This is a genomic window from Gemmatimonas sp. (genome assembly GCF_031426495.1).
Taxonomy (GTDB): Bacteria; Gemmatimonadota; Gemmatimonadetes; order Gemmatimonadales; family Gemmatimonadaceae; genus Gemmatimonas.
Genome location: NZ_JANPLK010000057.1, coordinates 1 through 19,439 on the forward strand (window position 1 = coordinate 1; position 19,439 = coordinate 19,439).

Sequence of the window (19,439 nt, forward strand, 5' to 3'; positions counted from 1 at the left end):
GCTGGGGGGTGGTTAACAGCACGGAGCCCGCCGGTGTTTTACCCGGGGACAGAGCCTTTTACCCCCCGGTTACAACGACTCTGACCCCTTGAAACTGCTCTTTCCTGCCCCCTGATACCCTCCCCCCCTGCTTCCTAGGGAGTTTGCCGTTGCTCGTTGTCAGTTGCGCGCCGAGGCTAGACCGCGTTCACGAACGCGCACCCTGCTTCTTCCGCCATCACGTTCGCAAAAATGCCTGACGGCTGCAGAATCACGCCCGGAATCAGGAATGACTTGGCTTTATCGCGTGCGTCGGTTGGATTGAGCTTGTCCTGCTTCGCCACCGTGGACACGATCTGATTGAACGCCATGCCGCAGCCGAGCACGATGGCGCCGTTGGCCATCTGTTTGTCGAGCAATAGTGCGCTGAACGAGTTCTGCATGTCGGTGCTGGCATTCGACAGCATGGGGTTCGACATCGCCCACTTCTTGCCCTTTTCGTCCTTCACCTTGAGCTCCTTGCCCACGCCGTAGGTGGCCCAGAACTCGCTGTTCATGGCCAATGGAATCGCGGCGTGGCGAATCACGATCACCGTGCTCAGGTCGCCCGGTGCGAGCTTCAGCACCTCGGTGTACTGTCGTCCCCAGATGCCCGCGCGGAAGATGCCGACGCCGTCGCGAATTTCCGGCACGTCGAACATCGCCTTGTGCTTGCCGGTGACCCGCTTCGTCCAGCTGGTATCCCACGTTTCGGCACGCGCCTGTTCCCACGACTCCAGTTCTTCGGCCACGGTGTTCAGCGGCAGGGACGTCGGTGCATCGGCGTGAAGCACCGAGGATGCTGCGGCCAGCGCGGCCGCGCTGAGTCCGGCCGTTTTAAGGAAAATGCGACGGTCGCTGCTCATGGAGGAGTATGTAAGGAAAGAAGGGTGGGGAAACATTGTGTAAACGATTTGGGTACCTCGCGCTGTCTGCATGATGGTGTCGGGACGACCGAAAGTCACGGCGCTGCAGCTCGTCCCACTCCCTTTCCCCCCTCCCAATGCAAGTGCGCTCCAAGTTGCTGTTGTGCCTGCTCCTCGCGATTGCCCCCGGAGCAGCAATGGCGCAGCCCGTCGTGCCAACCACGCCGGCCTCGCCGGCCGCCAGCCCCGATACCTCGCAGGCCGCCGCCGTTCGGGTGTACCTCGACTGCCAGAGCAGTCGCTGCGACTACGATTTCTTCCGCGATCAGATGCGCTGGGTAAACTTCGTCCGCGATCGGCTGGTCTCGGACGTGCTGTTGCTGGTCACCTCGCTGCGTACCGGCTCTGGTGGGTCGGAGTACACCATTGCGGCCATCGGGCAGTCCGCCAACCGGGGGCGCGCCGACACGGCGGTGGTGTTCGTGGCTCCGAACGATGCCGACGATGTGGTGCGTCGACAGCTGGCGCGCACCTTTTCGCTGCTGCTTGCGCCCTACGCGGCGCGGACTCCGCTCGCGTCGCGACTCACGCTGAGCTATGCCGCACCCAGCACCGCAGCGGCCAGTCCCAAGTCGGTGAAGGACCCCTGGAATTTCTGGGTGTACCGCGCGTCCGTGAACGGATTCGGCAATGGCGAGAAGCGGCAATCGTTCGTAAATGGCTTCTCCACGATCAGCGCCAATCGTGTTACGCAGTCGCTGAAGGTGAATCTCGGCGCCAATCTGGGATACGATCAGAGTCGCTTCGAGCTCGGTGACGGTACGAAGTTCACGAATATTCAGCGCAACTACGGCGGCAACGCGTTGCTCGTGAAGAGCATCAGCGATCACCTCTCGGCGGGTATTACCGCCAGCTCGCAGTTCTCCGACTACAGCAACTACGATCTCAACCTGCGGGTCACACCGGCGGTCGAGTACAACCTGTTTCCGTACAAGGATTTTACGCGCCGTCAGCTGACCGCGTTCTACGCCATCGGTATCGCGTCGATGCGCTATCAGGAGGTCACGATCTATGATCGCACCACGGAAACGCGTCCGGTACATAATCTCACGGTAGCGTGGAACGCGCGGCAGCCGTGGGGGTCGGTGAACATGTCGTTGTATGGCTCCCAGTATTTGCACAACGTGAGCTACAACAGCTACGGCATCAGTGGATTCACCGACCTGCGCATCGCCAAGGGGCTCGCGATCAACGTGGGCGGCAACTATTCGCGCGTGAACGATCAGCTGTATCTGCGTCGCGGTGCGCTGTCGGACAACCAAGTCATTGCCCGACAGCAGGCGTTGGCGACGAACTACCGATTTTTCGTCCAGCTGGGTATGAGCTATACGTTCGGCTCCATTTACAACACGGTCGTCAATCCGCGCTTCAACGGACGCGGCGGCCAGCAGTTCTAACGAGTCGCGTCCAGCGCCCACTTGACGCGCGTGTACGCGAGGCAAAAGCCATTGCGCTCGGCATTGCGTTGCGACGCACTGCCGGGCAGCGCACCCATGACGGCCAGATCGCAGCCCTGTTCACGCGCGAACGCCAGCCGCGCCGACAGCAGGGCGTTCTGCGCACCGCGTCGTCGTGCCGTGGGAACCGTGCTCGCACCGGCGAGTACCGCCACGCCGTCGTGTATGTGCATGCTGCCGGTCGCGATCGGCTCGCCGTGCGACTCGGCGAAGAACGCGTACGTATCGGTCGCGCGGGCGCTCACCTCCCCCATCGCGCGCACGAACGCCACGATCTCCGGCGACTCACCCCATCCGCTGGCCGCCACCGATGCCCAGTGGTCGGCCTCTCCGTCGCGCGCGAGCCGCACCGATACCTCGGCGCTTACGGATACGCTCGCGGCTTCGATGGGCTGATACAACACGCTGGTGAGCTCGATCGGGTGATAGCCGCGCGAGGACAGTAGTGCGAGCACCGAGAGATCGACGACGGGCGACACTTCGTGCATCACCGCGGCGCCGCGCTCTCGGAAGAAGGCTTCGATGGTGTCCAGCAGCGGTGCAGACGCCGTTTCGCTGACCCCAAGCCCGAACGTCTGCGTGAGCGGCGAGCCCACGCCATCGAACAGGGCATAGGTGCCGCCAACGTCGAGGAGCGTGGCGCCCGACGCCGGGTCGACGGCGGCGCGGGATTGCACGAATGCGGCGTTCGCGTGCCCCTCGGCGCGTTCGATGCGACGGGCGAGGGCGAGATCGGCAAACGGAAAGGTGTGGCGCATGAGTCTATATTTCAGGAATGGTGTCCGCTTCGCTACTCCAGTCGCTCGATCCCCCTGCGGATTTCGCCGGCCGCTTCGTCGGGTCCGGCGTGCCGAAGGGCCAGGTGATGATCATCGCCCTTGCTGGCCTCTACATCCTGCCCGCCATGCTGGCCTGGAAGCGTGGCAGTTCACGTCGCTGGAAGATTACCGCCATCAACCTGCTGCTGGGATGGACGGTGATCGGTTGGATCGTGGCGATGGTGCTCACGTACGCCTACGAGCCGCCACCAACCGGCGAAGTCGACGAAGCGCACGAGCCCGGCGGCGCGCGTCCCCGCTAACGGCCGTACGTCTGCGCGAGATCGCGTAGGCGCACGGTCAGCGTGGTCGGAAGTTGGTCCCACGTGAAGCGGAAGCTCCAGTTGCCCGACTGACGACCGGGGAGATTCATCCGCGTGTCGCTGCCCAGGCCCAGCACATCCTGCAACGGGATGAGCGCCGTATTCGCCACCGACGCGAATGCCGCCCGAATCATGGCCCAGTGGATCTCGTGACCGTCGGTATCGAGATACGAGCGCGCGAACGCCTTCTCCTTCTCGACCGCGTCGGGCTCGCGCGTAGAATCGCCAGCGCCGGATGAATGCCACCACCCGACCGTCGTATCGTTGTCGTGCGTGCCGGTATAGGCCACGAGTTCACGGACATACCGATGCGGAATGAACTCGGACGACGGGCCGTCGAAGGCGAATTGTAGAATCGCCATGCCCGGATACCCGAACTGCAGACGCAGCGCTTCCACCTCGGGCGTGATCAGTCCGAGATTCTCGGCGACGATCGGCATCGGGCCCAGCGCCGAGGTGAGCGCCGTGAAGAGCGCCGCGCCGGGTCCCAGCACCCATCGACCGTTCACGGCCGTGGTGTCTTCAGCGGGCACTTCCCAGAAGGCTTCGAAGCCGCGGAAGTGATCAAGACGCACCGCGTCGAACAGCGCGAGCGACGCGCGCATCCGCTCGATCCACCAGCGATAGCCATCGCGCGACATGGCATCCCAGTCGTATAGCGGATTACCCCAGAGCTGACCCGTTTCGCTGAAATAGTCGGGCGGCACGCCAGCCTGCACAATGAGCGTGCCATCGTCGTGCAACTTGAACAGCGACCGATTCGCCCACACATCGGCGGAATCGTGCGCGACGTAAATCGGCACGTCGCCCATGAGCTGGATGCCCTGCGCCGCGCACGCGTGGCGCAGGGCCTGAAATTGTCCGGCGAACACAAACTGCTCTTTGTAGCAGCGTTCGATGCTGGGGCGCAGCTTCTCGCGCCAGCTGCGCAACGCGTCCGGGTCACGGTGCGCGGCACCGTGCTCCCACGCGGTCCATGCCGCGCCGTCATGCGCCTGTTTGAGCGCCATGAACAGTGCGAAGTCGGGCAGCCACGATTCCTGCTCGCGCACGAAGCGACGCACGAGATCGTCGTACGGCATCGTGGCGAGCCATGCATCGAGCAGCGCGCGTTTGGCCGGGATCACGGTGCCGAAGTCGCATACATGCGCCGAGTTCGGTTCCATATCGTGGCCAAAGTGCGCGCGCGCCTGCTCGGGCACGTGAATCAGCAACGGGTTGCCGGCGAACGACGAGAAGCACTGATAGGGGCTGTCGCCGTATCCGGTGGGACCGAGCGGGAGCACCTGCCAGATCTTCATGCCCGCGTCGGCCAGCCACCGGATGAACCGGAATGCATCGGGGCCCATGTCCCCGATGCCACCGGGAGACGGCAGTGAGGTCGGATGCAGCAGGATGCCGGCGGCACGCGGGAATTGCATTGATGGATAATAATCTTGACATGCTGCAGGCGGGGGTGTTTGATGGCCAGCGGACGTACCCCGTGGTTCTCCTTGGCGCCTTCGCTCATGACTCAGATCACCGCGTTGGACTACGTCGTGATGGCAATCTATTTCGCCGTCGTGCTCGGCATCGGCTGGGCATTACGGCGGAAGATGCGCACGTCGAACGATTTTCTGCTGTCGGGGCGATCGCTGCCGCCGTGGGTCACGGGGCTGGCGTTCCTGTCGGCGAACCTCGGTGCGCAGGAAGTCATCGGCATGGGTGCGTCAGGTGCCAAGTACGGCATCGCGACCGCGCATTTCTACTGGATCGGTGCCATTCCCGCGATGGTATTCGTCGGCATCTTCATGATGCCCTTCTACTACGGCTCGCGCGCGCGATCGGTGCCCGAGTATCTCAAGCTCCGGTTCGACGAGAAGACGCGCACGCTCAACGCGTTTGCCTTTGCGGCCATGACGGTGTTCTCGAGCGGCGTGTCGATGTACGCGATGGGCAAGCTGCTGAATCTGTTGCTGGGATGGGACTTCGACACGAGTGTGCTGGTGTCGGCCGGTGTCGTACTCGCATACGTGTTGCTGGGCGGTCTCACCAGCGCGATCTACAACGAAGTGCTGCAGTTCTTCATGATCGTGTTCGGCTTTGCGCCTCTCGTGTGGATTGGTCTGCGCAACGTCGGTGGCTGGGGCGGCCTGACCAGCAAACTCGCCACCGCGGCCACTGGACGAGGGCTGCCGGAGTACGCCTACACGCACGCGTGGCAGGGGATGGGGTCAGCCTCCACGAATTCCATCGGTATCGAGTGGTTCGGTATGGTGATGGGTCTCGGTTTCGTGCTCTCGTTCGGCTACTGGTGCACGGACTTTCTCGTAGTGCAGCGTGCCATGGCCGCCGATTCGATGACGGCAGCGCGCCGCACGCCGCTCATTGCGGCCGTGCCGAAAATGCTATTCCCGTTCCTCGTGATCCTGCCCGGCATGATCGCGCTGGCGATGGGGGACAACATCATCCCGCCCAAGCTCACCGAGGCCGGCGCTCCGCTGATGGATAGTCTGGGCCATGTCGTGCTCGACTACGACCTCGCCACACCGATGATGCTGGTCAAGCTGTTTCCCACCGGCATGCTGGGGCTCGGGCTCACGGCGCTGATCGCGTCGTTCATGTCGGGCATGGCGGGCAACGTCACCGCCTTCAACACCGTGTGGACGTACGACATCTATCAGGCCCACGTCAAGAAATCGGCGAGCGACGCGCACTATCTCTGGATGGGGCGCGCGGCCACCGTGGGCGGCATCGCCTTGTCGGTGGCCGCCGCGTACGTCGCGGGCGCGTTCAACAACATCATGGAGTTTTTGCAGCTCGTGTTTGCGTTCGTGAACGCGCCGCTGTTCGCCACGTTCGCGCTGGGCATGTTCTGGAAGCGCAGTACTGGACATGGCGCGTTCTGGGGGTTGGTGGCCGGAACCGTCGCGCCTGCCATTCACCATGGCGTCTCGCTGGCGGCGGGCGCTTCTCCCGGTGTGAAGGGCGGATACTTCGCCACGCTGATCAGCTACCCCAGCGAAATGGCGCAGACTTTCTGGACGGCGATCGCGGCGTTCACGACCTGCTTTCTGGTCACGATCGTCGTGAGCTTGGCCACCGCGCCGCGTCCCGACCGTGAACTTGAAGGACTGGTGTATTCCCTGACGCCGAAACCGGTCGATGATGTGCAATCCTGGTATCAGCGACCATCGGTGTTCGCCGTGGGTGTGTTGGCGTGCACGGTCGTGCTCAACGTCATCTTCTTCTAGTCTTGAGGGACTCGCCGGTGAGTGGCTCAGCCAACCTCGATCTTCGAACGCCGATCGGACTGCTCTTCATCGTACTCGGTGCGATACTGGCGATCTTCGGCGTGCTGACCAGAGCGGATACTGTCATGTACGCCCAGTCCGGGGGGATCAATCTCAACCTTGTGTGGGGCGTGGTCATGGTGCTGTTCGGGGGCATCATGACCGCCTTCGCCGTGGTGGCCCGTCGCCAGGCGTAGACCCGGCCAACCGCCACTGTCAGACCCCCTGCGCACCATACAGACATCCTCCAACGCGGAGTTTGTCTGATGGATGCCATCTTACTCGTCGATCACCAGCCCATCACCCCGCCCGCCGGTCCGGCCGGCGTGGTGGTCCGGGCTCTCGTGACCATCTCCGGCACGGTGCCGGCGCACCGGCAGCGCACTCCGCTGGCGATCTCCCTCGTGCTCGACCGCAGCGGGTCGATGGACGGCGACCGATTGGAGGCCGCCAAGGCCGCCTCGATCAGCGCCGTCGAGCGTCTGCATCGCGACGACGTCGTGTCCGTGATTGCCTTCGACGATCAGGTGCACGTCGTGGCACCGCCCGCCCTGCGAGCCCGCCAGCTCCAGCTGGTGCAGCAGCTGAGCGACATCGACAGCGGTGGCAGCACCAACCTCAGCGGCGGGTGGCTCCGCGGTCGTCAGCACATGGAGCAGGCGCTTGGGATGCTCGGCTCCCTCGAAGGATCGTCGCGCCGCATCGTGTTGCTCACCGACGGACACGCCAATGCCGGCATCACCGATCCGTCCACGTTGGTCGAGCTGGCCCGGACCGCCCGCGCGATGGGGATCACCACCACTACCATCGGGGTCGGTGAGGGCTACGACGACGAGCTTCTGCGTTCGATGGCTGACGCGGGCGGCGGCAATAGCTGGTACGTCGAACGCCCCGATCAAGCACAGGACGTCCTCGCCGAGGAGATGGGGAATCTGCTCTCGGTCTCGGCGCAGGGGCTATCGGTAACGCTCACGCTGGAGGACCCGGTGGCGATGTTCGCCACGCACTCGAGCTGGCCCGCCACCGCGGTGGCGAATACGATCACGTTCGATCTGGGCGATCTGTACGCCAGCGAGCCCAAGCCGGTGCTGGTCGAGCTGTTCGTGCCGGCCGATCAACTCGACGCGTTGGCCAGCGGCGGGGCGCCGATCGCAACGCTGGTGGTGTCGGCGGACGTGCTCATCGAAGGCGGCGGGGTTGAGCACCGCGCGATGACCCTCGGCGTGGCGGCGTCGCTGGAGACGCAGTCCACCCTCGTGCCGGCGGTCGAGCATGCCGTGCTGCTGGCTCGAGCCGCCAGGGCCCGCGAGGAGGCGGCACGCCGTCAGCGAGAGGGCGACGCCGGCGGGGCGGAGGACGAAATGCGGATGATGGTGGATTCGCTGTCGAGCAGCGCACTGGCGGCGCATCCGGACTTCGCCGACGAACTGCAGGCGCAGGCGCAGGATCTGCGAGGGCTGGCGGAGCGCTACGAGAGCCGCATGTTCAGCGAGGTCGAAGCCAAGTATCAGATGCAACGCAGCTACAATGCCCGTCGCGGAAAAAAGCAGAATGACCATGTGCTGAGACGAGAGCCGTAACGAGCGCGAGTGTCGGGCCGTAGATTTCGACGATGCGCCCGACACTCCTCGTTTCTGCGACGTTGCTGTTGGCGGCAATGTTGACCCCCCTCTACGATGGGTCACGCCTTGCGGCTCAGCCGCAGCCCGCTCCACGCCGTACCAGTGACCGCCGGGCGGCGGACCCGGCACCGTTGGCGGCTGTGACCACATTGCTCGACATCGACCGCGCGTTTTCAAAGACGAGCAGTGATCTCTCGATGCGGGCGGCGCTCGACGCGATGTTCGCCGACGGCGTCATCGCGCCGTGGCAACGCGGTGAGATCGTGAAGGGAAAGGCGGCCGTCATTCGTGCGCTGCTGCAGTCGCCCGACAGCGTCGCGAAGCTGTCGTGGGCGCCGATCCGCGGTGGTGTATCGGCCGACGGTTTGCACGGCTTCACCTTCGGCTATCTCGCGGCCGAACATCCCGATGGTCGTCTCGCGCATTCGAAATATATCGCGTACTGGGTGCGTGAGCCGCGCGGGTGGCGCGTGGCCGCGTGGAAGCGACGCCCCATCGGTGCGGCGCCACTCGCGTCCGAGCCGCAGGCACCGGCGTTGCCACGGCGCATGGTGAAAGCCACTGTCGACAGCGACGTCATCGCGCGTTACTACCGGAGCCTCGTGAACGCCGAAGTGGGCTTCTCGCAGCTCGCGCAGCGCGTGGGCCTGTCACGCGCGTTCGCCGACATGGGCTCTGCGGATGCGGTGAACATGGGCGGTCCCGATGATCCGCAGTTCGTGGTGGGTGCCGCCAACATTGGGCGCACGGTGGCGCCGAGGCACGGTGATCAGCCGACCACGATCACATGGGGTGCCGATACGGCGTTCGTGGCCTCGAGCGGTGATCTTGGTATTACCTTCGGCGTGATCCGACCCAACGTCCAACAGGATCCCAATGCCCCCGCTCCCGGTGCCGCGTTCTTCACCATCTGGCGGCGTGCCTCGTCGTCAGCGCCGTGGCGCTACATCGCTGAATGAGCTTCAACCTTTTCATCGCACATCGGGACTCACCTATGCACATCTCGGTACGGCGCGCTGCGCTGACGTTCGTTGCCGTGTTGCTGGCCGCGCCGGCCGTCGGCGCTCAGGCGCTCTCGCCGTCGACGCTCGGCCTCAGTGCTGCGGTGCACGGCGTCGGCGGTAGGATGAACACGGCCATCTATAGCGGAGCGAGCGGGAGTGCCGCCTTCGGGTTCGGCGGAGAAATCGCCTATGGCGCATCGCCGCGCTTGTCGCTCGTGGGCCGAGTGGCGCGCATTTCGTCCAAGTCGGAGATCATCACCGAGTCCACCGACTACGCGATGCTGCAGGGCGATCTTGGCCTTCGCTGGATGCAGTCGCCGGGCGCGCGCGTGAGGGCCTTCGCGGAGGCCGGCCTCGCGCTTCGTCGACTCGGGTTCGAGTACGCCGACAGCGCCGGTGTGGTCAGCGATTTCAGCGCCTTCAACGGCGGCGCCACGGTCAGTGCCGGTGTGATGGTGTTCAGGACCGACAAGATGTCGGTGGAGGCCGCTGGCACCTACACCACCGGCAACTTCAGCACGTGGAAAGTGAACGGGCAGGCGGCGTCGTTGGCGCAGATGACGTCCGAGATGCTCGGCGTGCGCGTCGGCGTGCGCTACTGGTTCAAGAAGTAGCGCGGTTTCGATCCAGGAACGCGCGCATGCGCGCGTTCCGCTCCTCGCTCGAGGCGAGATCGCGGAACGACGTATGCTCAGCGAGAAGCCCGTCGCCGAGTGTGGTGTGGTAGGCATCCAGCACTGCCCCCCGTGCCAGTCGCGTGGCCTCCCGCGGATGCGAGGCGATGCGTTGCGCGATCTCAGTCGCGCGGGCCAGCGCGCTGCCGGCCGGCACCACTTCGGAGACGATGCCGGCGCGCAGCGCGGTGGCCGCGTCGATCGGATCGCCGGTAAGGACCAACTGCATCGTCATCGACTTGCCGGCGCTCCTCGCCAACCGTTGCGTTCCCCCTGCGCCCGGCATCCAGCCCAAGGTGATCTCGGGCTGACCGAATCGCGCTGCCGCTCCCGCGACGGCGATATCGCAGCTCAGCACGAGTTCGTTGCCGCCACCGAACGCCACGCCTTCTACCGCGGCGATCATCGGACACCCTGCGCGCCAGATCCGCTGCCAGGCAATCGTGCGGGGATGACGCTCGAGCGCCGGTCCGTCGAGCGCCAGCATCTCGGTGATGTCGGCTCCCGCCGCGAACGCGCGCGCGTTTCCGGCCAGGACAATGCAACGCACGCGGTCGTCCGCATCAGCCACCTCGATCGCGGCGGCCAGCTCGCTCATCGTCTGATGGCGCAGCGCGTTGCGCGCATCGGGCCGGTCGATCGTGATGGTGACGACGCCGTCCACGCATTCGCTCACGAGTACATCGCGTGCGGTGCTCATGCGGGTTCGTCCGGCACGATCGCGGTGGCTTCGATCTCGACCAAGGCGTTGACCTCCATCAACGCGCACACCTGTACCGCCGACATCGCGGGATACACGCGGCCAAGCACTTCGCGGTAGGCCTCGCCCAACGCGGCACCACTCGCGATGTACTGGTTGCGGTCGGTCACGTACCATGTGAGGCGCACAAGATGCTCCGCTGTGGCACCGTCGCAGGCCAACACCTCGACGATGTTGCGCATGGCCTGCTTGGCTTGCTCCACGAAGTCGTCACTCACCATCTGCTGCTGCGCGTTCCACCCGATCTGTCCGGCCACATGAATCTGACGGCCGCGCGCTGACATCCCATTGGCGTATCCACGTGGGCGCGACCATCCGTCCGGCTGTAACGTGCGATGCATCAGCTGTTCTCCTTGAGACGGAATCGCTGAAGCTTTCCCGTGTCGGTTTTGGGCAGCGCGCTCACAAACTGCACTTGTCGTGGATACTTGTACGGCGCAATCGTCGCCTTGACGTGCTCTTGCAGCAGGCGCACGAGCGTCGCGTCGCCTTCAACGCCAGCTCGCAGTACGACAAAGGCGGTCACCACTTGTCCGCGCTCGTCATCGGGAAGCCCGACCACGGCACACTCGGCGACTGCTTCATGCTGCAGCAGTGCGCCCTCAACTTCGGGCGCTCCGATGTTGTAGCCGGCCGAGATGATGAGATCGTCGGTGCGGGCCTTGAAGAACACGTAGCCGTCGTCGTCCATCGTGCAGGCATCGCCTGTGAGATTCCACCCGCCCTGCACGTAGGATGTCTGTCGCGCGTCGGCGAGATAGCGACAGCCAGTGGGACCGCGAACCGCCAGCCGCCCCACCTCGCCGCGGGGCACCTCGCGCATGTCGTCGTCGAGCACGGCGATGGTGTAACCGGGTACCGCCCGTCCGATCGCGCCGCGTCGCCAATCCCTACCGGCCGCGCCGATGAACACGTGGATCAACTCGGTGGCGCCGAGACCGTCGAGCATCTCGAGACCGGTGGCCTCGCGCCAGAGGGTGCGTGTGGCATCGGGCAGGGCTTCACCGGCCGACACGGTCACGCGAAGCGAGGAGGTGTTGAAACACCCCGCACGATCCCGGATCATGATCGCCATATGTCGATAGAACGTCGGAGCGGTAAAACTGATCGTTGCACCGGTGTCGGCGATGGCTTCGAGCAAGCTCTCCGGCGATGCGCGCTCCAGCAATACGACGCTGGCACGCGCGGCCATCGGAAAGCACACGAGGCCGCCGAGCCCAAAGGTAAATGCGATCGGCGGGGTACCGATGCAGCGATCGTTGGGCGTGATGCCCAGTACCTGCTCGGAGAATCCACGGCACATCGCCATCACATCCCGATGAAAGTGCATGCATCCCTTCGGAATCCCCGTGGTGCCCGATGTGAACGCGATGAGTGCGACATCGTCACTCGCCGTGGTGGCCGCAGCGAACGGCGCGCTGTGTCGCGCCATGGCGCGCTCGAGGCCGTCGGCGCCGTCTCCGCCCCAGCATCGTACGGCGCGAACAGATGGTGTCCCAGCCGCGGCCGTGGCCAGATCCTCCAATAGCCGTGCATCGCACAGTGCGGCGTTGCACTGCGCGCGCTCGATCACCATGCGCAACTCACCGGCCCGCAGCATCGGCATCGTGGTCACGGCCACCATGCCGGCCTTGAGCGTGGCCAGCCACGCCACTGTCATGAAGCGGCCGTTGAAGCCGCGGCAGAGCACGCGATTGCCGGAGACGAGTCCGAGATCGTGCACCAGCACGTGCGCCAGCGCGTCGACCTGCGCCGCCAACTGCGCGTACGTGGTCTCTTCCCATCCACCGAGGCTATCCGGCACCACGATCGCTACGCGATCACCGTGCCCTTCCTCAATGGCGCGATCGAGTAGCTCCACCGCCGCATTGAGACGCGGCGGCACCGCGTACACACCCTCGAGCATGATCACCGGCCAGTGCTCGACCGGCGGCAGCTGCGCACGTGCGAAACCATCGACATGGCCGCTCGGGTGCAGCTGCACGGTCATGCGATCAGATGACGTCGTCATGGCGTGATCTCAGCGCTGACGGTGAGCCTTCACGGTCTCGCGGCCGACGAGCAGGCGCTGCACTTCCGTGGCACCTTCGTATATCCGCAACGCGCGCACATCGCGATACAGTCGCTCCACCACTTCACCCACGCGCACGCCACGGCCGCCGTGCAGCTGTAGCGCACGGTCGATCACCTGCTGCGCCAGCTCCGTACCGGCCAGCTTGGCCATTGCGGCCACGCCGGTGCTGCGGCTGCTCTGGGTGTCGCGATGCCACGCGGCCCGATAGGTCATGAGCGCCGCCGCGTCGAGATCGGTGGCCATGTCGCCCAGAATCGCCTGCGCTACGGGCTGCGCACTCAGCGTGGTGCCGAACATGGCGCGTGACTCGGCTTGTGTAAGCGCCTCGTGCATAGCGCGTCGCGCAAATCCCGTCGCGGCCGCGGCTACCGACACGCGGAAGATGTCGAGCGTGCGCATGGCGAGCGAAAAGCCCTCTCCCTCGACGCCGAGCAGCGCGTCGTGCGGTACCACGCACGAGTCGAACGACAGCAGCGCCAGCGGGTGCGGCGACATCACCGTGATGCGCTCGGCGACACGCAGGCCCGGCGTGTCGGCCCGCACGAAGAAGGCACTGATACCTTTGGATCCGGTCGGCTCGGCGCCGCTGCGGGCGAAGACGCAGTAAAAATCGGCGATGCCGCCATTCGAGATCCATGTCTTGGCGCCGTCGAGCTGCCAGCCCGCATCGGTGCGCGTGGCCCGCATACGCATCGCCGCCACATCGGAACCGGCATCGGGCTCCGAGAGAGCGAATGCGGCGATCGCACTGCCCGAGGCCACGCGCGGTAGCCACTCAGCGCGCATCGCGTCGCTGCCCCCCAAGCTGATCGCACCAGACCCCAACCCCTGCATGGCAAATGCGAAGTCGGCGAGTCCATCGTGGGCGGCAAGCGCCTCGCGCAGCAGGCAGAGCGCGCGCGAGTCGAGTGTGGGGAGCGCACCGCCCCATGGCGCCGGCACGCAGTAGCGCAGAAAGCCGGCATCGCCCAGTCGACGCACCCAGGCGCGGCAGGCGTCGTCGACCTCGGCCTCACCATGCGCAAGCGGCTCGGTACCCTGCGCCGCGGTCCACTCGGTCACGGACGTCGCGAGCGCGCGATGCGCGTCGTCGAAGAACGGCCAGGCGAGATGCTCAGTTGCGCCCTGCATCGTCAGTTCCCCTCGAATACGGGGGACTGCTTGGCGGCGAACGCTTCGAACGCCCGGCGGAAATCCTGCGTGCCCATGCACAGCGCCTGCGCCTGTGCTTCCATCTCGATGGCCTGATCGATCGACACGTTCCACTCTTGGGCCAGCATGGTCTTGGTCATGCTGTGCGCGAATGCCGGGCCGTTGGCGAGATCGCCGGCGCGCTTGACGGCCTCAGTCAACAGCGCGTCGCGTTCGACGAGCGCGTTGTAGAAGCCCCACCGTTCGCCCTCGGCCGCGTCCATCGCGCGTCCGGTATACAGCAGTTCCGACGCACGCCCCTGGCCGATGATGCGCGGCAGCAGCGCACAGGCGCCCATGTCGCAGCCGGCGAGGCCCACGCGCGTAAACAGAAACGCCGTGCGCGCCTGTGGCGTCGCCAGGCGCATGTCGGAGGCCATGGCGAGAATGGCGCCAGCGCCGGCGCAAACGCCGTCGACTGCCGCGATGATCGGCTGTGGACAGGCGCGCATTGCCTTGACGAGATCACCCGTCATGCGCGTGAACGCCAACAGCTCGGGTATAGCCATGCGCGTGAGCGGCTCGATGATCTCGAACACGTCTCCACCGGAACAGAAATTGTGCTCGGCACCCGTGAGCACGATGGCACGAATGTCCGATGCGTAACTGAGATCGCGAAAGAGATCGCGCAGCTCGGCGTACGACTCGAACGTGAGCGGATTCTTGCGCGACGGACGGTTCAGGGTGATCACCCCTACGCGACCGTCGTGCGCGGTCGACCACGCGAAGTGCTGCGGCTCGAGCGCCGCCAACGGGTGCCGCATCGCCGTCATTGAATTGGTCATGAGCTGCTCCTGGGAGAACGAACACGATCTTTCACGACGCCAAGCCGCGTGTGCATCGCGCGCTGGTCGTCGGCAGGAAGTGCGGCAAAGATGTCGGAGACCCAGCGCTCATGGGCGTGCGCCATGGCGGCGAAGTGGCGCTTGCCGGCCGCCGTCAGTCGTACGATGGCGGCGCGTTTGTCGGTTGGAGACACGCGCCGCGTGACGAGCTTGTCGGCCTCGAGGGCGCGTACCAGCCACGTGACATTGCCGCCGGTGGTGAGAATGCGCTCGGAGAGTTCTCCCATGCGCAGGCCGTCGGGCGCGCGTTCCAGCTGTGCCATCAAGTCGAAGCGTGGCAATGTAGAGCCGAACTCGCGCTTGAGGGCGCTGTCCAGCTGACGCTCGACGAGCGTGGTCGTCGTGAACAGGCGCAGCCAGAGGCGGAGCGATTCCTGATCGGTCCTCGTCACCCGCCACGCTCCGGTGTACGCTCGTCGTCGGCGCGCCCGTCAATCACGATGGTCTGACCTATGGCCGCGCCGATCGGTGCGGTGCATAACGCGAGCACCGCGTCGGCCACTTCTTCCGACGTCACGATACGCGTCTGCCCGGCATCGGCAAGGATCGACTGCAGTGCATCGTTGGCAGTGCGCCCGGTACGCTGCACGATCCGCTCGACGGCACCGGTCACGAGGTCAGTGTCGGTGTACGCAGGGCATACCGCATTCACCGCCACGCCGCGCGGTCCGGCCTCCAGCGCGAGTGAGCGCGTGAGCCCGATCATCGCATGCTTGGCTGCCGTGTACGCCGTGACGTAGGGCGCGCCCATGAGGCCGGCCACACTGGCCACGTTCACAATGTGGCCAAAGCTGCGCTCGATCATGCCAGGCAACACCACCTGCGACGCGTACACCGGCGCCATGAGGTGCATCGCAAGCATGCGCTCAAATAATGCCGTGTCGCTCTTGAGAAACGGTGCCGATTCGGCGGTGCCGGCGTTGTTCACCAGAATGTCGACGGGCCCCAACGCTTCGGCGGCAGCGACGCACGCGCCGACCAGCGCCTCACGATCGGTCACATCGGCCACGACCACCGTGTATGGACCCGACAATGAGGCCGCCACGGCTTTGGCGCGTGCGGCGTCACGCACCAGCAGCGAGACCCGGGCGCCGTTCGCAGAGAGGGCGCGCGCAATCGCCGCGCCGATGCCGCGGTTCGCTCCGGTCACCATCGCATGGCGGCCGGCTAGCGCCGGCAACGAATCACTCGTATGCAGGCTCATGTGAGCTCTCCGGTGGGCGGTGCGCCCTCGGCGGCAGCGCGCGTCGAGCGCTCGCGTTCAATGAGACGATCCAGCTGTGACTTGCCAGCCAGATACTGCACCGGCCACACGGCGCCGGCGTAGCCGTACTTCGCTGCTTCCATGAGCGTCCACGCCGGATTGGTCAGATGCGGACGTCCGATGGCGACCAGATCCGCGCGTCCCGATGCAATGATCCCGTTGGCCTGATCGGCGTCGGTGATCGCACCGACAGCGATGGTCGCAATGCCCGCCTCCTGTCGTACGCGATCGGCAAAGGGCGTCTGCCACATGCGGCCGTACACCGGACGCTCGCGCTTCACGACCTGCCCGGCGGACACGTCGATCATATCTGCGCCGGCGTCCCGGAACAGTGTGGCGATCGCCACCGCATCGTCATCAGTATTGCCGCCGGTCGCCCAGTCATGCGCGGAAATGCGCACCGAGATCGGCAAGTTGGCCGGCCACACGGCGCGCACCGCGGTGAACACTTCGCGCGGAAACTTGGCGCGCCCCGCGAGATCACCGCCGTAGGCATCGGTGCGACGGTTTGTGAGCGGGGAGAGGAAGCCCGACATGAGATAGCCGTGTGCGAAGTGCAACTCCAGCCAATCAAATCCAGCGGCCACGCCACGCTGCGCGGCCTGCACGAACTCCCCGGTCACGCGCAGCATGTCGTCGCGTGTCATCTCGCGGGCCGTTTGCGAAATACCGTCGAGATACTGAAGCTCCGACGCGGCGATCAACGGCCAGGCCCCATGCTCGAGCGGTTGGTCGATGCCGTCCCACATCGTCTTGGTCGCCCCTTTCGCTCCCGCATGTCCGAGCTGCAGTCCGATCTTCGCCGGCGTGTGCTCGTGCACGAAGCGCACGATGCGGGCCCAGATGTCGCGCTGATCGTCGTTCCACATGCCCGGGCATACGGGCGAAATGCGCGCATCGGGTGCCACGCACGTCATCTCGGTCATCACGAGTCCGGCGCCACCGGTGGCACGAGCGCCGAGATGCACGAGGTGCCAATCGGTGGGCAGGCCGTCGTTGGTGGCCGAGTACTGCGCCATCGGGCTGACGACGATCCGGTTCGGCACCGTGACGCCGCGCATCGTGAACGGCGTGAAGATCGCCGGCGGTGCGGTGGCATCGGGCGCGACCGTCAGCCCAGACTGCTGCGCGAACCATCGTTCGAAGGCGCCCACGTACGCCGCGTCGCGCACGCGCAGGTTCTCATGCGAGATGCGCTGCGAGCGCGTGAGCAGCGAGTAGGCAAACTGCTCGGGGGCCAGCGTGGCGTAACGGTCGACATGTTCGAACCACTCGGTGGAGTTGCGCGCCGCGTTCTGCAGCTTGAGCACTTCCACGCTCCGTTCGGCCTGGTAGCGCGCCAGCGCCGCCGCGATGTCGCCCGGATGGGCCGCCAGCTGCGTGTCGAGCGCAATGGCGTCTTCGAGGGCGAGCTTGCTGCCGGAGCCGATGCTGAAGTGCGCCGTGTGCGCCGAGTCGCCCAACAGGACGAGCGAAATGCGGCGCGTGCTGGTGTCGCCGCGGTCATCACGCGGGATATCGAGCCAGTGGACCCATTCGGCGCAGGTCACGCGGGGGAACCGGATCCACTGCGCCGAGCCACGGAGATGCGCTGCGTTGCTCACGAGTGGTGCTCCCTGCAACGTGTCGGCGAAAAGCGATTCGCAGAACGCGATCGATTCGGCGTCCGTCATATCGGCGACACCGGCCTGCTCCCATACATCGTGCGGTGTCTCCACGATGAAGGTGCTCATCTCGCCATCGAACTGATACGCGTGGGCCTGAAACCAGCCGTGGGCGGTCTCCGTGAAGGCAAACGTGAAGGCGTCGAACCGTCTGGGCGTGCCGAGCCACACGTAGCGGCAGCGGCGCAAATCGATCTCAGGCCGGAAGCCGTCTGCGAATCGCTTGCGCAGGCGGCTCTTGATGCCGTCTGAGACGATCACGAGATCCGCCTTGGCTTCGGCAGCGAGCGCCTCCAGCTGGTCGGGCTGAAGTTCCTGCTGAAAGTGGAGGGCGACGCCCACGTCGCGGCAACGCTGCTGCAAGATGGCCAGGAGCCGCTTGCGCCCCACGCCACTGAAGCCGTGCCCGCCCGAACGCAGGGAGCGGCCGGCAAAGCGGACGTCGATGTCATCCCAACGGTGGAGCGCCTCGCTGATCGCGGCGCCACTCTCCGGATCGGCCGCGCGCAGGTTGGCGACCGTCTGGTCGGAGAGCACGACGCCCCAGCCGAACGTGTCGTCGGGACGATTGCGCTCGATCACCGTGATCTCGGCCTTCGGATCGCGCCGCTTCATGAGCAGCGCGGCATAGAGCCCGCCTGGACCACCACCAACGACGACGACGTTCACCGCATTCGCTCCGTAATGAGGATACCCCTCGACGCTACGATCAATTACTTCAAATATCAAGGAATTGGGTGCCACCGGGCTGTTGCGGCCTCTTGGCGGTGCGTTAAGGCCGGGAGATCGTCACGCGAAGAATACGGTCGAGCTTGGGGAATTCGCGATCCATGTACGCATTGCCGCCGCGCTCGAGCGGTCCCTGCTTGCCCTGTCGCACGCCGCTGCCGGAGTCTTCGCCGTAGCCGCTGTACAGGCTGTCGAGCACCGACATGCCTTCCACGACGGTGCCGAGCACCGTGAACGGCTCGGCGTCGTTGCGCGGGTTGTCGGCGAGGTTCACATAGATCTGCGTGTTGCGCGTGTGCTCGCGACCCGGGCCCTCGTACGAAAAGGCGAACGTCCCGCGCGTGTTACGCGACCGGGGCGGGTCGTCGCGCAGATAGCGACCCTTCCAAGCGGCATTCACCGCCGAGTCGCCGTGCAGGCCCCACTGCGCGATGTACGCGGTGCGCACGCGGTGAAAGCGGGTGTCGGTGAAGTAGCCAAGCCGCGCGAGATTGTAGAGCCGGTCGGCGCCAAGCGGGCCCCAGTCGCGATGGAGTTCGAGCACGAACACGCCTGTGGTTGTTTCGAAGCGGAGACGCGAGAGCGGCGGGGCAGGGCGTGTGAACTCGGCGTTGGCAGGGCTCAGCAGGAGCGGGCGTGCGGTGGTGGTCGACGGCGTGCGATGGCAGGCGCCGATGGCCGCGGCGCAGGCGACCAGCGTGAGCGTTCGGCGCAGCGTTGGAAGCTGTCGGGGAATCGACATGCGGTGATGGTAGTGCGTGCGGGGACTGCGCGTGAGGGGACTGGCCGACCTGCGGT

Annotated in this window: 19 protein-coding genes; 7 read left to right on the forward strand and 12 right to left on the reverse strand. The window is 65.6% G+C overall.

Going from position 1 to position 19,439, the window contains the following annotated elements:
* Positions 1-176: 176 nt before the first annotated feature.
* The gene (locus tag RMP10_RS14450; RefSeq protein WP_310570913.1) at positions 177-884 is read right to left on the reverse strand and encodes a hypothetical protein; all 708 of its coding nucleotides are present in this window, start codon (positions 882-884) and stop codon (positions 177-179) included.
* A gap of 137 nt (positions 885-1,021) precedes the next feature.
* On the opposite strand from RMP10_RS14450, the gene RMP10_RS14455 reads away from it, so the two are divergent.
* Positions 1,022-2,341, forward strand: a complete 1,320-nt coding sequence (locus tag RMP10_RS14455; RefSeq protein ID WP_310570914.1) for a hypothetical protein — start codon at positions 1,022-1,024, stop codon at positions 2,339-2,341.
* On the opposite strand, the gene RMP10_RS14460 is transcribed toward RMP10_RS14455, so the two are convergent.
* Positions 2,338-3,159 (reverse strand): GNAT family N-acetyltransferase, encoded by an 822-nt coding sequence (locus RMP10_RS14460; protein ID WP_310570915.1) that lies wholly within the window; start codon positions 3,157-3,159, stop codon positions 2,338-2,340. The genes RMP10_RS14455 and RMP10_RS14460 overlap by 4 nt on opposite strands.
* Positions 3,160-3,176: 17 nt before the next feature.
* Here RMP10_RS14460 and RMP10_RS14465 point away from each other — a divergent pair, with 17 nt between their 5' ends.
* The gene (locus RMP10_RS14465; RefSeq protein ID WP_310570916.1) at positions 3,177-3,482 is read left to right on the forward strand and encodes a superinfection immunity protein; all 306 of its coding nucleotides are present in this window, start codon (positions 3,177-3,179) and stop codon (positions 3,480-3,482) included.
* Here RMP10_RS14465 and malQ read toward each other — a convergent pair.
* The gene (gene malQ / locus RMP10_RS14470) at positions 3,479-4,963 is read right to left on the reverse strand and encodes a 4-alpha-glucanotransferase (RefSeq protein ID WP_310570917.1); all 1,485 of its coding nucleotides are present in this window, start codon (positions 4,961-4,963) and stop codon (positions 3,479-3,481) included. The genes RMP10_RS14465 and malQ overlap by 4 nt on opposite strands.
* 87 nt (positions 4,964-5,050) lie before the next feature.
* On the opposite strand from malQ, the gene RMP10_RS14475 reads away from it, so the two are divergent.
* From RMP10_RS14475 to RMP10_RS14495, 5 genes are all read left to right on the forward strand, one after another.
* Positions 5,051-6,775: a sodium:solute symporter family protein gene (locus RMP10_RS14475; RefSeq protein ID WP_310570918.1), complete on the forward strand. Its 1,725-nt coding sequence runs from the start codon at positions 5,051-5,053 to the stop codon at positions 6,773-6,775.
* 17 nt (positions 6,776-6,792) lie between these two features.
* Positions 6,793-7,011 (forward strand): hypothetical protein, encoded by a 219-nt coding sequence (locus RMP10_RS14480; RefSeq protein ID WP_310570919.1) that lies wholly within the window; start codon positions 6,793-6,795, stop codon positions 7,009-7,011.
* A 69-nt stretch (positions 7,012-7,080) separates the two neighbouring features.
* A complete protein-coding gene (locus tag RMP10_RS14485; RefSeq protein ID WP_310570920.1) occupies positions 7,081-8,394 on the forward strand; it encodes a VWA domain-containing protein in 1,314 nt (437 codons plus the stop codon).
* 32 nt (positions 8,395-8,426) lie between these two features.
* Positions 8,427-9,395 (forward strand): hypothetical protein, encoded by a 969-nt coding sequence (locus RMP10_RS14490; protein WP_310570921.1) that lies wholly within the window; start codon positions 8,427-8,429, stop codon positions 9,393-9,395.
* Positions 9,392-10,054: a hypothetical protein gene (locus RMP10_RS14495; protein WP_309669504.1), complete on the forward strand. Its 663-nt coding sequence runs from the start codon at positions 9,392-9,394 to the stop codon at positions 10,052-10,054. Before RMP10_RS14490 ends, RMP10_RS14495 begins: the two co-directional genes overlap by 4 nt.
* Here RMP10_RS14495 and RMP10_RS14500 read toward each other — a convergent pair.
* The 9 genes from RMP10_RS14500 to RMP10_RS14540 all read right to left on the reverse strand — a co-directional run bounded on the left by RMP10_RS14500 (position 10,044) and on the right by RMP10_RS14540 (position 19,383).
* The gene (locus tag RMP10_RS14500; protein ID WP_310570922.1) at positions 10,044-10,814 is read right to left on the reverse strand and encodes an enoyl-CoA hydratase-related protein; all 771 of its coding nucleotides are present in this window, start codon (positions 10,812-10,814) and stop codon (positions 10,044-10,046) included. The genes RMP10_RS14495 and RMP10_RS14500 overlap by 11 nt on opposite strands.
* On the reverse strand, positions 10,811-11,215 hold the full coding sequence (locus RMP10_RS14505; protein WP_309669506.1) for a RidA family protein: 405 nt from the start codon (positions 11,213-11,215) through the stop codon (positions 10,811-10,813). Before RMP10_RS14505 ends, RMP10_RS14500 begins: the two co-directional genes overlap by 4 nt.
* Positions 11,215-12,852: an AMP-binding protein gene (locus RMP10_RS14510; protein WP_345785801.1), complete on the reverse strand. Its 1,638-nt coding sequence runs from the start codon at positions 12,850-12,852 to the stop codon at positions 11,215-11,217. Before RMP10_RS14510 ends, RMP10_RS14505 begins: the two co-directional genes overlap by 1 nt.
* 42 nt (positions 12,853-12,894) lie before the next feature.
* Positions 12,895-14,079 (reverse strand): acyl-CoA dehydrogenase family protein, encoded by a 1,185-nt coding sequence (locus RMP10_RS14515; RefSeq protein WP_310570924.1) that lies wholly within the window; start codon positions 14,077-14,079, stop codon positions 12,895-12,897.
* A gap of 2 nt (positions 14,080-14,081) precedes the next feature.
* Positions 14,082-14,924 (reverse strand): enoyl-CoA hydratase family protein, encoded by an 843-nt coding sequence (locus RMP10_RS14520; RefSeq protein WP_310570925.1) that lies wholly within the window; start codon positions 14,922-14,924, stop codon positions 14,082-14,084.
* The gene (locus RMP10_RS14525; protein ID WP_310570926.1) at positions 14,921-15,376 is read right to left on the reverse strand and encodes a MarR family winged helix-turn-helix transcriptional regulator; all 456 of its coding nucleotides are present in this window, start codon (positions 15,374-15,376) and stop codon (positions 14,921-14,923) included. The genes RMP10_RS14520 and RMP10_RS14525 overlap by 4 nt, the downstream gene beginning before the upstream one ends.
* Positions 15,373-16,188: an SDR family oxidoreductase gene (locus RMP10_RS14530; protein WP_310570927.1), complete on the reverse strand. Its 816-nt coding sequence runs from the start codon at positions 16,186-16,188 to the stop codon at positions 15,373-15,375. Before RMP10_RS14530 ends, RMP10_RS14525 begins: the two co-directional genes overlap by 4 nt.
* Positions 16,185-18,581 (reverse strand): bifunctional salicylyl-CoA 5-hydroxylase/oxidoreductase, encoded by a 2,397-nt coding sequence (locus RMP10_RS14535; protein WP_310570928.1) that lies wholly within the window; start codon positions 18,579-18,581, stop codon positions 16,185-16,187. The genes RMP10_RS14530 and RMP10_RS14535 overlap by 4 nt, the downstream gene beginning before the upstream one ends.
* A gap of 103 nt (positions 18,582-18,684) precedes the next feature.
* Positions 18,685-19,383: a peptidylprolyl isomerase gene (locus RMP10_RS14540; RefSeq protein WP_310570929.1), complete on the reverse strand. Its 699-nt coding sequence runs from the start codon at positions 19,381-19,383 to the stop codon at positions 18,685-18,687.
* Positions 19,384-19,439 lie beyond the last annotated feature (56 nt).